Genomic DNA, 14,100 nt, shown 5'->3' with positions numbered 1-14,100 from the left:
ACGTCTTTAAATGACCAGTTATTCTCCATCGTCATCCTTTTCTTTAATGGCCTCAGGCTCTTGCGGCTCTTCTTCGCTATCCGGCTCAGGAACCTCTGATTGCTGAGGCGGCAGAATGGAGGCAACGACTTCTTCTGGATCATTATTGATTTGATAAGATGACTGAACAGGCAGATCAGCAACTGTTAAGACATCATTGACTTCTAAGTTTGTAATATCAGCTTCAATATTCTGCGGGATATCTTTTGGTTTCGCTGTAACAGATAATTCAAATAGTGGCTGCTGAAGCACACCGCCATCTTTTACCCCTTTAGACTCGCCAATCAGCTGTATTGGTACATCTGCCTCAATTTCACGCTGTAAGTCAACAACTTGGAAGTCAGCATGGACAAGTTCGTTTTTCAGCGGATCTGTTTGTAATTCTGTCACCATCACAGATTTCGTTTCACCACCCACGTCTAAGGTGATGATTGTATTCTTCCCTTCATCACGTAAGGTTTTTAATAAATCGATGCTGTCTAATGAAACAGCCAGGCTGTCTGTATTTTTTCCGTATATGACACCAGGAACGTGTCCTGAATGACGGATTTTTTGCAGTGTGGAACGTTTGAAATCAGTTCTTTTATTTGCTTTTAAAGTTGCCATATTCAGCACCATCCTATTTCTTTTTTGTCACTACTCTCATAATTACCCATAACCGAATCATTTTAAACCTATTTGCCGTGAATGATGATAGCAAAAAGACCCCAAGCTTGATGCCTAGGGCCTTTTTTAATCAGAAAATTAGCTGAAAAGGTAGCTCACAGATTCTTCTTCATGTACACGGATGATGGCTTCTGCAAGCAAAGGCCCAACCGAAAGCGGAATGAATTTTCCAACTTTCTTGTCATCAGTTAATTGAATACTGTTTGTCACAACCAATTCTTTAATTTTAGAGTTTGTGATACGTTCTACTGCTGGCCCAGACAATACTGGGTGCGTACAACAAGCATATACTTCAGCTGCTCCATTTTCGACTAGCGCATTTGCTGCAAGTGTAATAGTACCAGCTGTATCAATAATATCATCGATCAGAATCGCCGTTTTGCCTTCAATGTTACCAATAATGTTCATGACTTCAGCAACGTTTGGCTTTGGACGGCGTTTGTCGATAATTGCGATCGGCGCTTTCAGGCGGTCTGCCATTTTACGCGCACGTGTCACACCACCGTGGTCAGGAGACACAACAACGATATCATTCAAGTTTTTCTGTTCGAAATAGTTTGTTAAGATTGGCACAGCCATTAAGTTATCGATTGGAATATCGAAGAAACCTTGGATTTGCGGCGCATGAAGATCAAGTGCAATCACACGTGTAGCACCTGCTGTTTCAAGCAAGTTTGCAAAAAGCTTCGCAGTGATTGGCTCACGAGGTTTTGCCTTACGATCTTGACGTGCATATCCGTAATAAGGGATCACAATATTGACAGTTTTCGCAGAAGCGCGTTTTAGCGCATCCACCATAATGAGCAGTTCCATAATATGCTCATTGACTGGCGCACTTGTTGATTGAATGACATAACAATCACAGCCGCGGATACTTTCTTCAATATTGATTTGGACTTCACCGTCACTAAAACGTTTAACAGAGCTCTTTCCTACATCAACTCCGATACGATCGGCAATTTCTTTGGCAAGTTCAGGGTTTGAATTCAAAGAGAATATCTTTAAATTCGCATCAGCATAACGATTAGACATGGTATGGTAAACCTCCGGGTATTTGGATTATTTTTTATGAATATTTTTCACATAATCTTCTTTATTGACTTGTCTTGCTCTAGCAATAGACAATGCATCCTGCGGTACATCTTCTGTAACCGTTGAACCGGCTGCAACATATGCCCCTTTTCCGACAGTGACTGGTGCAACTAGATTTGAATTACAGCCAATAAATGCGCCGTCTTCAATCTTCGTTAAGAATTTGTTTTTCCCATCATAGTTGACTGTAATGGAACCACAGCCAAGGTTTACATCAGTTCCGACCTCTGCGTCTCCAATGTAGCTTAGATGAGATGCTTTGCTGCGGTCTCCGAAAACTGTTTTCTTGATTTCGACAAAATTTCCGATTTTTACTTCATCGCCAATTTTCGACAACGGGCGAATATGAGCAAACGGTCCAATTGTCACATCAACTCCAACCTCACTATCGCAGACGACAGATTGCTTAATGACTGTTCGATCTCCGATGATGCTGTCAACAATTTCAGTGTTTGGCCCAATAGTGGCGTCTGCACCGATTTTTACATTCCCTTTGATGACCGTCCCAGGATAAATAACTGTATCTTCACCGATGACAGCATCTGGCGAAATATACGTGTTCTCAGGATCAATCAAGGTCACACCATTCTTCATATGCTGATGATTAATACGTCGCTTCATGAATTGCTCTGCTTGTGATAGAGCGATACGATCGTTAACTCCAAGTGTTTCTTCAAAATGCGGTGTTTGATAAGCTGCAACTGTTTGCCCTTCATTTTTTAGAATTTCAATAACGTCTGGCAAGTAGTATTCACCCTGTGCATTTTCATTCGACACTTGCTCAATCACACGGAAGAGATCTTCATTTGAAAAGCAATAAGTCCCTGTATTAATTTCATTCACTTGACGCTCTGCATCGTTCGCATCTTTATGCTCAACAATTTTCACGACAGCACCTGTTTCGTCACGAATAATACGGCCATAGCCTGTCGGATCATCCGCATGTGCTGTTAAAATAGTGACTTTCGCTTGATGTTTTTGATGCTCGCTTAACATGGCTTCCATTGTTTCCGCTGTCAATAATGGCGTATCACCACAAATGACAATGGTTGTTCCCTTTTCCTGCGCGAGGAACGACTTTGCTTGTTTGACGGCATGGGCTGTTCCCAGCTGTTCTTCTTGAAGTGCATACTCACTTCTGTCTCCAAGCTGCTCTTTCACGTCCTCTGCACCATGACCGACAATCGTCACCAGCTTGGCTAAAGAAAGCTTTAACGCTTCATCTGCCACATGCTCGACCATTGGCTTTCCGCAAACTGGATGAAGTACTTTATATAGCTTTGACTTCATTCTCGTTCCTTTTCCCGCTGCTAAAATCACTGCGAACCGCTTATCCATTGATTGGCCTCCAATATCCCTATTATCCATAGAAAAATATATCCTAAATAAAGACTGATTTCAAGGATACATAAGGAAGTACAATAATTTTCTAACAGATGAAAGACTTAAGAAACAAGAGAAAGAACGCAAAAAAGACAGCATTTAAAAGAAAACATTCATTTTCTCTTAAAGCCGTCTTTTTAGGTTCACGTATGATTAAGAAGCTCCAGCTTCTTCATATTCAATTGTTTCTTCCTCTTCGCCTAAGCGATGATATTCATTTAATACAGCATCTTGGATTTTACCCCGAGTGCTTGAATTAATTGGATGTGCAATATCGCGAAACTCTCCATCAGGCGTGCGTTTGCTAGGCATTGCTACAAACAACCCATTGTTTCCATCAATCACACGAATATCATGAACAACAAATTCGTGGTCCAGCGTGATGGATGCAATCGCCCTCATGCGACCATCGGTATTCACGCGGCGTAATCTTACGTCAGTAACTTCCACAGTAGTTCACCACCTTTTCCCAATATAAAAGCATTACTTAGGTATTCAACGATCGTGGTGATTCTCCTGCTCTTTTTTTAAACTTTTTTTGAAATATCGGGATATTTATACATTATTTGTCATATTCGTGACGACGCTTACATTCTCAGCATAAAAAAAGACATCATGATGATGTCTTTCCCTGCATATGATGAAACCAAACGGCTTTCATTGAGAGTGCCTGTTTATTTAACTAATGCAACTACTTCTATTTCTACAAGCGCATCCTTTGGAAGTCTTGCCACTTCCACACATGAACGAGCTGGCTTATGTGTATGGAAATACTCACCGTACACTTCATTCACTTCAGCGAATTGTTCCATATCTTTAATGAAAACAGTTGCTTTCACGACTGTTTCAAAGGAAGCACCTGCTGCTTCAAGTACAGCCTCAAGATTACGGAATACTTGATGTGTTTGTTCTTTAATATCTCCATTTACAAAATCTCCAGCTGGGGTTAATGGAATTTGCCCTGAGCTGTAAAACATGTTATTGACAATAATTCCTTGAGAGTAAGGTCCAATGGCTGCTGGTGCATGTTTTGTTTGAACAACTTTTGTCATATCAATCTCTCCCATTCAAATACATGTTTAATCAAAGCCTACGCTTTCGAATGAAAAAACTCGTGGAAATTGCCTTCATTGATCTCAATGATTTTTTGCTTCATATCAATGGTAGAAAGCTTTAACAACGAGACATATTCATCGACAAGACGTTCATCTACGCCTTCATCTTCTAAAAGAACACCGATCCCTGCAACATTTGCATTAAATTCCTCAAGCAAATTCATCATGCCGTTAATGGTTCCGCCCGCTTTCATAAAGTCATCAATGATCAACACATTGGAGCCTTTATCTAAGCTGCGCTTTGCAAGGGACATGGTTTGAATTCGGTTAGAAGAACCTGACGCATAATTAATACTGACAGTTGATCCTTCGGTTACCTTATTATCTTTTCTAACGATCACAACAGGCACATTTAAATAACCCGCAACAGAATAGGCAATCGGAATCCCTTTTGTCGCAACGGTCATGACGACATCAATCGCACGGTCCGCAAAGATGGTCGCAAACAGCTTACCGATTTTCGCAAGTATCGATGGATTGCCTAAAACATCGGTTAAATATAAATAACCGCCAGGAAGTACACGTTCAGGAGTTGATAATGCCTCTCCGATATCGTTTACTACGTCATCTGCTTCTTTTAGGTGAATTTTTGGAATATATTTCACTCCGCCAGCAGCGCCAGGTACAGTAAGCAATGTGCCTATTCCCTGCTGTTCGAAGGTCTGTTTGATAATCGTTAAGTCTTCACTAATGGAGGACTTTGCAGATTGATAACGTTCTGCAAAAAAAGTTAAAGGTACTAGTACGTGCGGGTGGGCTAACAAATAATTTGTTAAGTCCACCAATCTGCCGCTTCGACGAAACTTCATGAACTTACCCCCAGAACCCGAATAATTTATGAATAATATAACTTAATATACGGATTTAATCAAGGGCATTTTGTTCGCCGATCATGCGGACAGCGTATACTTGATCACAAAATCCTCTCAGTCCGTTATATATTCTTTGTACCTTCGATTCATATTGAATCAAGCCAAATACCGTTGGGCCGCTTCCACTCATTAATACAGCATCAGCACCGAAACGCTTCATCTGTCTTTTGATCATATCTACTTCCGGATACATCTTTAATGTCACAGACTCCAGAACGTTACCGAGTGAGCCGCACATCTCTTTATAATCTTTCGCTTCAATGGCTTCAATCATACGCTGTACATTTGGGTGTTCTACTTTGCTTGCGTCATATTGTCTATAAACTTCAGCTGTAGATACCCCAATCACCGGCTTCGCTAAAATCACCCAGCAATGCGGCGGTGTCACGATATGCTTCAGTTTTTCTCCACGTCCTGTCGCTAGTGCTGTGCCTCCGTGTACACAAAAAGACACATCTGAGCCGATCTCCGCTCCAAGCTCAGCCAGTTCATCTAACGTGAGATTTAACTTCCACAAACGGTTTAAACCGCGAAGCGCTGCTGCAGCATCACTGCTGCCTCCAGCTAAACCTGCTGCAACAGGTATTGCTTTTGTGATGACAATCGATACCCCTTTTTGAATACCGAACCTTGTTTTGAGTAATTTAGCCGCCTGATAAGCCAAGTTACGCTGATCATCTGGCACAAATCGATTATGAGATGATACACGGATTTCGTCTTTGTCCAGCTCAGTCAGCTCAAGTCGATCTGCAAGGTCTATTGTTGTCATCACCATCTCTACTTCGTGATATCCATCCGGTCTTTTTCCATGGACATCAAGTGAGAGATTAATTTTTGCCGGTGCTTTTTCTAAAATACGCAAACATTTCACCTACTTCTCCATCTAAACATAAGTATCAATATTGTATCACATTTGATGGATCTGATGAATATTGGCTTTTACGCCCAGCACACTGACTTTTTCAACAAAAAAAGCCAGAGACACCTGAGGTATCCCTGACCATTTTTCTATCGTTGATTCTCATCCTGAGCCATGTGCTGCTGAGCTAATTCGATGGCACGTTTGACCATATTACCTGCGTCACGCGCACGAATTTCTCCCCAGCCTCCATTTTTGACGGTATCATAAAATCCAAGATCCTTCGCCAGCTCGTATTTGAACTCATCTGACATAATGCCTCGGCGTCTACCCAAACGAAACAGCCCCTTTAGTCGAGAATTCGAATCAGTGCCACTGCTTTTGTGGCTTTCTTATTTTGTATCGAATCCTTTCTTTTACCCCTTTCAAAAAATGGACAGACTCCCATTCAGAAAAAAAGGCAAAACAAAAAGCAGTAAACAAGAAGTTCACTGCCCATTAATAGGCGACTGAGCTAGCGGCATCATCGAACGTTAATTCGACCGTCTCAGTCAGTATATCTGCATAACTGTAAGAAACTCTTTCAAACGAATTCTCATCTTGATCTAATTGAATCACAAATACAGAAGGGTACGTTTCAGCTAAAATGCCCGAACGCTCAATTGTTTTACGGCGGCCTCCGTTAGCCTTTAACGTCAAACGTTTACCTAAGTTACCATCAAGCGATCTTTTGATGTCGGACAAAGTCTTCGCCATTGCATCCACCTCACTGAGATAATTATACAACAACGGCCCATTTTTGTCAAATAAAAATTAAATTATATCAACCAACACGAGCCATTGTCAACAAAATAATTTTGACAAACTTCTACCTTTTCTCCTCCCTATTTTTCTCAAATTCCGGTGAATTATGTATCCGTTTGAAATTTCTTTTTACACATAAAAAAAACCAGACTGAAATCAGTCGGGTTATGTCGATTCATGGTCTTTTTTATATGGCATACCTACCCTTAAAACACCCTTCGTCTCGATGCCTCCGAGCCCTTTTTCTCTTGTTAATGTATTACGAAGCACATCCCATACGTTGATTCGATCTACAAATGGAGTGAAGCTGATCTTCGCAACGATATACACGGGATCGAGCGCATGAATGTTCACACGTGAAGGTGAGCTTGCAAAATTGGCACCTGCTTGGATCAATGATTCGAAATGAGATTGACAGGCGCCTGCAAAGATCACAAGCTGATCTAAATGAGGAATTTTCTTTCTTGCTTTTTGAACCGTCTCAACGAAATGACGAGAATGGCGATAGGCACCGATATCATTTACGCCGCCCTTTTGCTTGGAATACGCATCATGCCCTGTAATGACCAAAATATCAGGCCGATATTGATCAAGTAACGAATCGATCACGCTTGGCATTTTCTTCTCATGGCAATGCACTCCATATACAGGCACACCAATTCGTTCATATACATCTAAGCATTTCTTTAAGTATGAAGCATCTCCATCTAAATGAAGGACCTTTCCAGGCATGTGAAAATACTGCTCCTGATGCTGATATTGTCCAGAAGTATAATACTCTTGTTTTTCACGCAGCAGCTGATAATCCTGTCTTAGTAAGTCGAGCGATTCGTTAATTTTCCGTTCGTCGTCCTTCTCCCTTGTCAGCTGCTCCTCTTTTTGAATCAAGACGAGATCCGACATCTTAGCATCAGCAATCAGCCTCACTTCATTCCCATGCAATATGGCAGTGGCTTCGTGCTGATCTGTCTCATCAATTCGAATGATTCGAAACATAATATCCATTTGATAGGATGCCCTCGTCACCATATCTCCTATTTGAAATTGCATGCTGTTCACTCCACAATCAGGCTCATATCCTGTTGGTATCGTCTTGCACTACACATGATCGTCTTTCATATATGCTGTTCTTTCTAGCCTATGCCCGAACAGTTGAAGTGGTGAAAAACAAAAGAAAAAAGCCCTTACGATAGGGCTTTTTGTAAAACATTCGACAAACGGGCAAATTCCTCAATGGATAATGATTCTCCGCGGCGCTTTCCATCAATATCTGCTGTTTGAAGTGCTTCTTCGATGATCGCTTTATGTTTTTTTCCATCAGGTAGATTATTCATCAAATTATTCATCAATGTTTTCCGGCGCTGGCCAAAGCTCGCTCGGATCAATTGAAAGAAAAACGCATCATTTTCTACTGAGACAGCAGGCGTTTCACGAACAGTCAGCTTAATCACAGCCGAATCGACATTTGGCTGAGGAACAAAAACCGTTTTAGGCACAACCATCACTGTTTTTGCTTCCGTATAAAATTGAACTGCAATAGACAGTGAATTATATTCCTTTGATGAAGGGGCTGCTGCCATACGATCTGCTACTTCTTTTTGCAGCATGACCACAATCCCTTTCAATGGAAGGTTTTCTTCAAGCAATTTCATAATAATCGGTGTTGTCACGTAATATGGAAGGTTGGCTACGACCATCACTTCTTTACAGTCAGCAAAATTTTCCTCGATGACCTTTCTCACATCCGCCTTTAATACATCTTGATGAATGATCGTGACATTATCATATGGAGAAAGCGTATCGTTTAAAATAGGCAATAAACGCTGATCGATTTCAAAAGCGGTGACTTTCTTTGCACGTTTAGCGAGCTGCTCTGTCAATGCGCCGATACCAGGTCCAATTTCAATGACGCCGGTCTCATCTGTAACCTCCGCGTGATCGACAATGCGATCTAAAATATTTGTATCAATTAAGAAGTTCTGCCCTAAGCTCTTTTTAAAAGAGAAACCGTACTTCTTCAGTATTTCCTTCGTTCTGACGGGTGTCGCAATATCTTTATTCATCGGCTTCCTCCTGCATGACGGTCTTTAAGGCCGCAATAAAATCATGTTTGGTTATTTGGAACATGTGAAGGCGCTTTTGCAGCTGCTTCGCATTGGTATATCCTATATTTAAAAGCACTCCTAGTCGTTCGCGGCGGCGTTTCGATGCTTCGCCACCGATAAGGCCTGCGTCAAATAAGTCGTCTAATGTAATGTCACTTTCCGATTCTTCCATTTCTTCATGGACATGGGCAAGACATTCCCGAATACTGGCCAAGGAAGCATGCTCGACACCAATTCCTTTATCCCGCTTCGCCTTCGCAAGATGTTTTGGCAAAAAAGCGTGCTTACAGCCAGGAACTGCCTCTGCGATGGTTTTACGGATCTTCTCACCAGGAAAATCAGGATCTGTTAAAATAATGACCCCTCTCGTCTCCTGCGCAAGACGCACTTGTTGAATGACTGTATCGCCAATGGCGGATCCGTTTGTTTCGATCGTATCTGCATCAACCGCCATCTTCACTCTGGCAGTGTCATCACGACCCTCCACCACAATGATTTCTTTGATTTTCATGTATTCCTCCGCTTGCAAAAACAATCTGCATTTTTTGGTTAAAAAAACGAAACCTTTCATGCTGCTTTTGCGTCTAATTAATTAGAAAACAGTGCTTCTATTATAACCAAAAAAACAGAGGGTGCGCAAAGCCCTCTGTTCATATAAATGATTTGATGTGTTTATTTGAGTACTCTAATCTTCACTCGTTTATTTCCCCATTGATAAGCTGCCGACTTACTTGGGACGAACACATCAATTTTATTCCCTTTTATAGCAGATCCAGTGTCTGATGCAACGGCATATCCATAGCCTTCCACATACACTTTTGAGCCCAGCGGAATGACACTCGGATCAACTGCTATAACCTTTGCACCTGGATTTGCTTTTAAATTAAAGCCTGTAGACGTTCTGCCCGTACATCCAGCACAGCTCGCTGTATAGGCTGTTGACGCCACATAAAATTCTTTTCCTGACGATTCATTGCTTCGTGAAACCGCAGGGGACGCTGTAGGCTCCTTTTTGGCCACTTGTGTACCAATAGCCACTAATCGGTCCTTACTATCTTTTTCGGTCACTTCTTTAATCAATTCTTTAGACACCACTTTGCCGTTTTCTTTCACAATGGCATAGTGCTTCTTCAATTTACCTTCTTCACCTTTTTTAAGTACCTTCTCTTTCCCTTTTTCAAGAGAATGATCCTTTTTATGTTTGGTATCAAAAGCAATTTTCTCTTCCACTACATCGGTGACTTTTTCCACCCGAGTGATCTTTATATCTGCGCTCTTTTTAGAAAGGTTACTATGTAACGCAGGCTTGATCTTATCGTGCTTCTTGAGCTTTAGCTCTTGTTGCTTTAAAAAGTCAGCGACCGTAGTCGAAGTGGTCCACACTTTTTTATCTTTTCCTCCATCATTTAAGCTGACCTGGAAGGCCTGCTGAACCACAAGATTCATATCCTTTGTTAACTTGTCATTCTTTCCTGGAGTTACTTGATCGTGCTTCCCAATATCTATCTTCTCATTCTTCAATAATGCTCCAACCGTCTGATCTGTTGTCCATATCGTTTTCTCTTTCCCATCTAGGGTCAGATGAACCGGTATAGCCGCATCATACACAATGTTCATGTTGTCTTGAATCTTTGTATTTAGACTTGGAGAGATATGATCCTCCGCCTTGGTCCTTATGCCAAGTTCTGAAAGCAGCTGAGCTACTGTCTCTTCATGTGTACGAATTGTCTTCTCTTTACCATTGATTGAAATGGTAATAGACTGCTTAGTGAGCTCATGCGCACCGTAAGCCGTTCCAGTTCCAGCTAAAAGCAAGCAAACAACTAGTAATAAAACCTTGCCTTTTCCTAGCTTCACAGAAAACAGATTTTTCATTTTTTGTACGATGAAAAACGCCTCCTTCTCCTCGGAGAGATTATATAGAGTATCTCAAAACCTGTCAACCCTTCCACCCACTGTACAAAAATGCTCGATTGTAAACCTATTATGGGAGATTTATGGAAGGAAGGGAAGAAAGACTTATCGACAACTTATCCTATGAGGAGGCGCAAACGTGTAGAACTTTTTCGTTATGTTTCACAATTGGACAAGCTTAAACAAGGATTGACATCATATACTGTCAGTTTATACGGAAAACTTTTTTTGCATTTTTTGTTGTCAATTCAGCAAGCTCTTCAAAGCTGATTTCTCTCAGCTCCGCAATCTGTTCTGCGATATATTTGACATAACTTGGCTCATTACGTTTTCCTCTAAATGGCACTGGCGTTAAGTATGGGCAGTCTGTTTCAATCAAAAGCTTTTCACTCGGTATCTCCTTTACAACTTCCTTTGGCTTTTTGGCATTTTTAAATGTCACGGGTCCACCGAATGAAATATAAAAGTTCATCTCCATACACGCTTTTGCAGTTTCCAGACTGCCAGTAAAGCAGTGCATAATACCTCCAACCTCAGCTGCTCCCTCTTCCTTTAAAATCGTCACGACATCTTCCGTTGCGTCACGATTATGAATAACGATTGGAAGCTTCACTTCCTTCGCAAGAGCAATTTGGCGTCTAAAGACTTCCTTTTGCACATCTTTTGGCGACTTGTCCCAATAGTAATCCAGACCCATTTCTCCAATCGCAACCACTTTTTCGTGTTGAGATAAATCTTTGATCCAAGCCAAATCCTCATCTGTCATATCAATAGCATCGACTGGATGCCAGCCGATAGCTGCATATATGAAATCATACTCTTCAATCAATTCCATCGCTCTCGTAATTGTTGGGCGGTCAAACCCTACCACCACGATTTTCTCAACTTTTTCGCTTTTCGCTCTTTCGATCACCTGTTCTAAGTCTTCATTGTATTGTTCTGCATTCAAGTGGGCATGTGTATCAAATAACATGGTTGATTGCTCCTTTCGACAATTCTGCTAAAAAACAAAAGGTGTTCGACGAAATGTTACACGTGGAACACCTTTGTTGATTTATAAAATTTTTGTTCCATTTGCTAGAGTTTGATCTACTTCAAGAACCTGCAATTTCCCGCCTGTTTCTCCAGTTAAAATCATTCCCTGGGAAATTTCCCCTCTGAGTTTAACTGGGGTAAGATTCGCTACGCAAACGAGCTTTTTCCCTACTAATTCTTCTGGTTGATAGTGCTTGGCAATCCCAGAGACGATTTGTCTTTTTTCAAATCCAAAATCCAGCTGAAGCTTTAAAAGACGATCCGCTTTTTTCACTGGGGCTGCTTCCAATACCTGTGCAACTCGAAGATCAACTTTTGAGAAATCATCAAATGCAATTTCTACTCCCAGCTCAGGTAATTCCGTTTCTTCGATTTCCACTTTCTCTTCTTCTACCTTAGGTGCACTTCCCTGCATTTTTTCTTTAATGTAGGCTACTTCTTCTTCAACCTCTAAACGCGGGAACAAAGGCTCTCCTTTTTGTACCGTTGCTTGTTGAATCGCACCAAATGATAGGATACTATCCCAGCTTTTGAGCTTCTCTTCTTCAATTCCAAGCTGGAAGAAGATTTTCTCAGGTGTTTTCGTTAGGAACGGCGTTAAGAGTACTGCAGTGATTCGAAGTGATTCTGCTAAATGATACATAACAGAATGCAATTCTTTTCGTTTTGTTTCATCCTTTGCCAGCACCCACGGAGCTGTTTGATCAATATATTTATTGGTTCTGCTGATTAATGTCCAAACATTTGAAAGAGCCACAGAGAATTCAAGATTTTCCATCGCTTCTTCATAGGCTTTAACTGTTTGTTCAGCTACTGCTTTCAGCTCTTCATCGAACTCATTAACAGGGCCTTTATAGCTGCTTAATGTGCCGTCAAAATATTTTTGGACCATCGCAACTGTACGATTAAGCAAGTTACCTAAATCATTGGCAAGGTCATAGTTTACACGTTCCACGAATCCTTCTGGCGTAAACACACCATCTGCACCAAATGGTACTTCGCGAAGCAGGTAATAACGAAGGGCATCGAGGCCATAGCGATCAATTAATGTGACCGGATCTACCACATTCCCTTTTGATTTAGACATTTTGCCATCTTTCATGAGCAGCCAGCCGTGTGCGAAAATTTGTTTCGGCAGAGGCAGATCTAATGCCATCAGCATAATCGGCCAATAAATCGTATGGAAGCGTACAATTTCTTTTCCTACGAGATGTACGTTGGCAGGCCAATATTTTTTATATTTTTCATCTTGATCTGTTCCATAGCCAATCGCAGTTAAATAGTTGAATAACGCATCAATCCATACATAAATGACGTGTTTTGGATTGTTAGGAACTTTAATTCCCCAATCAAAGGTTGTTCTTGATACTGCTAAATCCTCTAAACCTGGTTTAATGAAGTTATTAATCATTTCATTCTTTCTTGATTCAGGCTGAATAAACGATGGATTCTTTTCGTAATAATCGAGCAAACGGTCCGCATACTTACTCATACGGAAGAAATATGATTCCTCTTTAATTAATTCAACAGGGTGGCCGCTGTCAGGGCTTTTCCCGCCAATGACTTCCCCTTTCTCATTACGCTCAACATCAACAAGCTGTGTTTCCGTATAGAATGTCTCATCAGGAATACTGTACCAGCCCTCATATTGATCTAAATAAATATCGCCTTGATCAAGCAATTTTTGGAAGACCTGCTCAATGATTTTCGTATGTCTTTTTTCTGTTGTACGGATGAAGTCATCATTCGAAATGTCGAGTTTCTTCCATAATGATTTAATGTCTTCAACGACTGGATCTAAATACTCGATCGGTGTGATATTTTGTTCTTCAGCTTTTTGCTGAATTTTTTGTCCGTGCTCATCTGTACCTGTTAAATACATCACATCATAGCCTTGAAGACGTTTATAACGAGCCATAGCATCTCCTGCTACTGTCGTATAAGCATGTCCAATATGTAATTTTCCGCTCGGATAGTAAATAGGTGTTGTCAGATAAAACGTTTTTTTCTTTTCCGGCATGTCGGAACCTCCTGCGTGTGTGTAAATGTCAAAAACTCCCGCCCAATGGACGAGAGCGGTTATCATCATTACATGAAAATGTGTCAGATCAATTCATTCAATTTTGCACTTGTGCTTTCTCTATGATACCATCTTAGCCTTTAAGATCAAGCATATATACATAGAACGAGATGAAATGATCGAAAAAGATGAGTTT

Annotated in this window: 15 protein-coding genes; all 15 read right to left on the bottom strand. The window is 41.0% G+C overall.

From position 1 onward, the window contains the following. Positions 1 to 18: 18 nt before the first annotated feature. The 15 genes from MHI08_RS00330 to metG all read right to left on the bottom strand — a co-directional run bounded on the left by MHI08_RS00330 (position 19) and on the right by metG (position 13,904). Positions 19 to 645, bottom strand: a complete 627-nt coding sequence (locus tag MHI08_RS00330; protein ID WP_024425642.1) for a 50S ribosomal protein L25/general stress protein Ctc — start codon at positions 643 to 645, stop codon at positions 19 to 21. Between the two features lie 138 nt (positions 646 to 783). Next, positions 784 to 1,737, bottom strand: coding sequence for a ribose-phosphate diphosphokinase (locus tag MHI08_RS00325; protein ID WP_024425641.1), 954 nt, complete (start codon positions 1,735 to 1,737; stop codon positions 784 to 786). Positions 1,738 to 1,764: 27 nt separating this feature from the next. After that, positions 1,765 to 3,135, bottom strand: coding sequence for a bifunctional UDP-N-acetylglucosamine diphosphorylase/glucosamine-1-phosphate N-acetyltransferase GlmU (gene glmU / locus MHI08_RS00320; RefSeq protein ID WP_024425640.1), 1,371 nt, complete (start codon positions 3,133 to 3,135; stop codon positions 1,765 to 1,767). A gap of 198 nt (positions 3,136 to 3,333) precedes the next feature. Then, positions 3,334 to 3,630, bottom strand: a complete 297-nt coding sequence (spoVG, locus tag MHI08_RS00315) for a septation regulator SpoVG (RefSeq protein WP_008357439.1) — start codon at positions 3,628 to 3,630, stop codon at positions 3,334 to 3,336. Positions 3,631 to 3,854: 224 nt separating this feature from the next. Then, positions 3,855 to 4,232 (bottom strand): 2-iminobutanoate/2-iminopropanoate deaminase, encoded by a 378-nt coding sequence (ridA, locus tag MHI08_RS00310; protein ID WP_024425639.1) that lies wholly within the window; start codon positions 4,230 to 4,232, stop codon positions 3,855 to 3,857. A 38-nt stretch (positions 4,233 to 4,270) separates the two neighbouring features. Continuing rightward, on the bottom strand, positions 4,271 to 5,104 hold the full coding sequence (purR, locus tag MHI08_RS00305; protein WP_024425638.1) for a pur operon repressor: 834 nt from the start codon (positions 5,102 to 5,104) through the stop codon (positions 4,271 to 4,273). 55 nt (positions 5,105 to 5,159) lie between these two features. Further along, a complete protein-coding gene (gene ispE, locus MHI08_RS00300) occupies positions 5,160 to 6,029 on the bottom strand; it encodes a 4-(cytidine 5'-diphospho)-2-C-methyl-D-erythritol kinase (protein ID WP_144491851.1) in 870 nt (289 codons plus the stop codon). A gap of 146 nt (positions 6,030 to 6,175) precedes the next feature. Continuing rightward, positions 6,176 to 6,361, bottom strand: a complete 186-nt coding sequence (locus MHI08_RS00295) for a small, acid-soluble spore protein, alpha/beta type (protein WP_012008653.1) — start codon at positions 6,359 to 6,361, stop codon at positions 6,176 to 6,178. Between the two features lie 163 nt (positions 6,362 to 6,524). After that, complete coding sequence (locus MHI08_RS00290; RefSeq protein ID WP_024425637.1) at positions 6,525 to 6,782, bottom strand: Veg family protein; 258 nt, start codon at positions 6,780 to 6,782, stop codon at positions 6,525 to 6,527. Between the two features lie 213 nt (positions 6,783 to 6,995). Then, positions 6,996 to 7,880, bottom strand: coding sequence for a sporulation peptidase YabG (gene yabG, locus MHI08_RS00285; RefSeq protein ID WP_024427198.1), 885 nt, complete (start codon positions 7,878 to 7,880; stop codon positions 6,996 to 6,998). 134 nt (positions 7,881 to 8,014) lie between these two features. After that, positions 8,015 to 8,893: a 16S rRNA (adenine(1518)-N(6)/adenine(1519)-N(6))-dimethyltransferase RsmA gene (gene rsmA / locus MHI08_RS00280; RefSeq protein WP_034284149.1), complete on the bottom strand. Its 879-nt coding sequence runs from the start codon at positions 8,891 to 8,893 to the stop codon at positions 8,015 to 8,017. Beyond that, positions 8,886 to 9,446, bottom strand: a complete 561-nt coding sequence (gene rnmV, locus MHI08_RS00275) for a ribonuclease M5 (RefSeq protein WP_327823331.1) — start codon at positions 9,444 to 9,446, stop codon at positions 8,886 to 8,888. Before rnmV ends, rsmA begins: the two co-directional genes overlap by 8 nt. A gap of 161 nt (positions 9,447 to 9,607) precedes the next feature. Then, complete coding sequence (locus tag MHI08_RS00270; protein ID WP_034624439.1) at positions 9,608 to 10,810, bottom strand: G5 and 3D domain-containing protein; 1,203 nt, start codon at positions 10,808 to 10,810, stop codon at positions 9,608 to 9,610. Between the two features lie 244 nt (positions 10,811 to 11,054). Then, positions 11,055 to 11,822 carry a TatD family hydrolase gene (locus MHI08_RS00265; RefSeq protein ID WP_339240638.1) on the bottom strand — a complete coding sequence of 256 codons (768 nt, stop codon included), beginning with the start codon at positions 11,820 to 11,822 and terminating at the stop codon, positions 11,055 to 11,057. Positions 11,823 to 11,903: 81 nt separating this feature from the next. Continuing rightward, complete coding sequence (gene metG, locus MHI08_RS00260; protein ID WP_339240636.1) at positions 11,904 to 13,904, bottom strand: methionine--tRNA ligase; 2,001 nt, start codon at positions 13,902 to 13,904, stop codon at positions 11,904 to 11,906. Positions 13,905 to 14,100 lie beyond the last annotated feature (196 nt).

Origin of the sequence: Bacillus sp. FSL M7-0791, assembly GCF_038627085.1 — a bacterium.
Lineage (GTDB): Bacteria > Bacillota > Bacilli > Bacillales > Bacillaceae > Bacillus > Bacillus safensis.
This window is presented reverse-complemented; position numbering and strand designations above follow the sequence as displayed.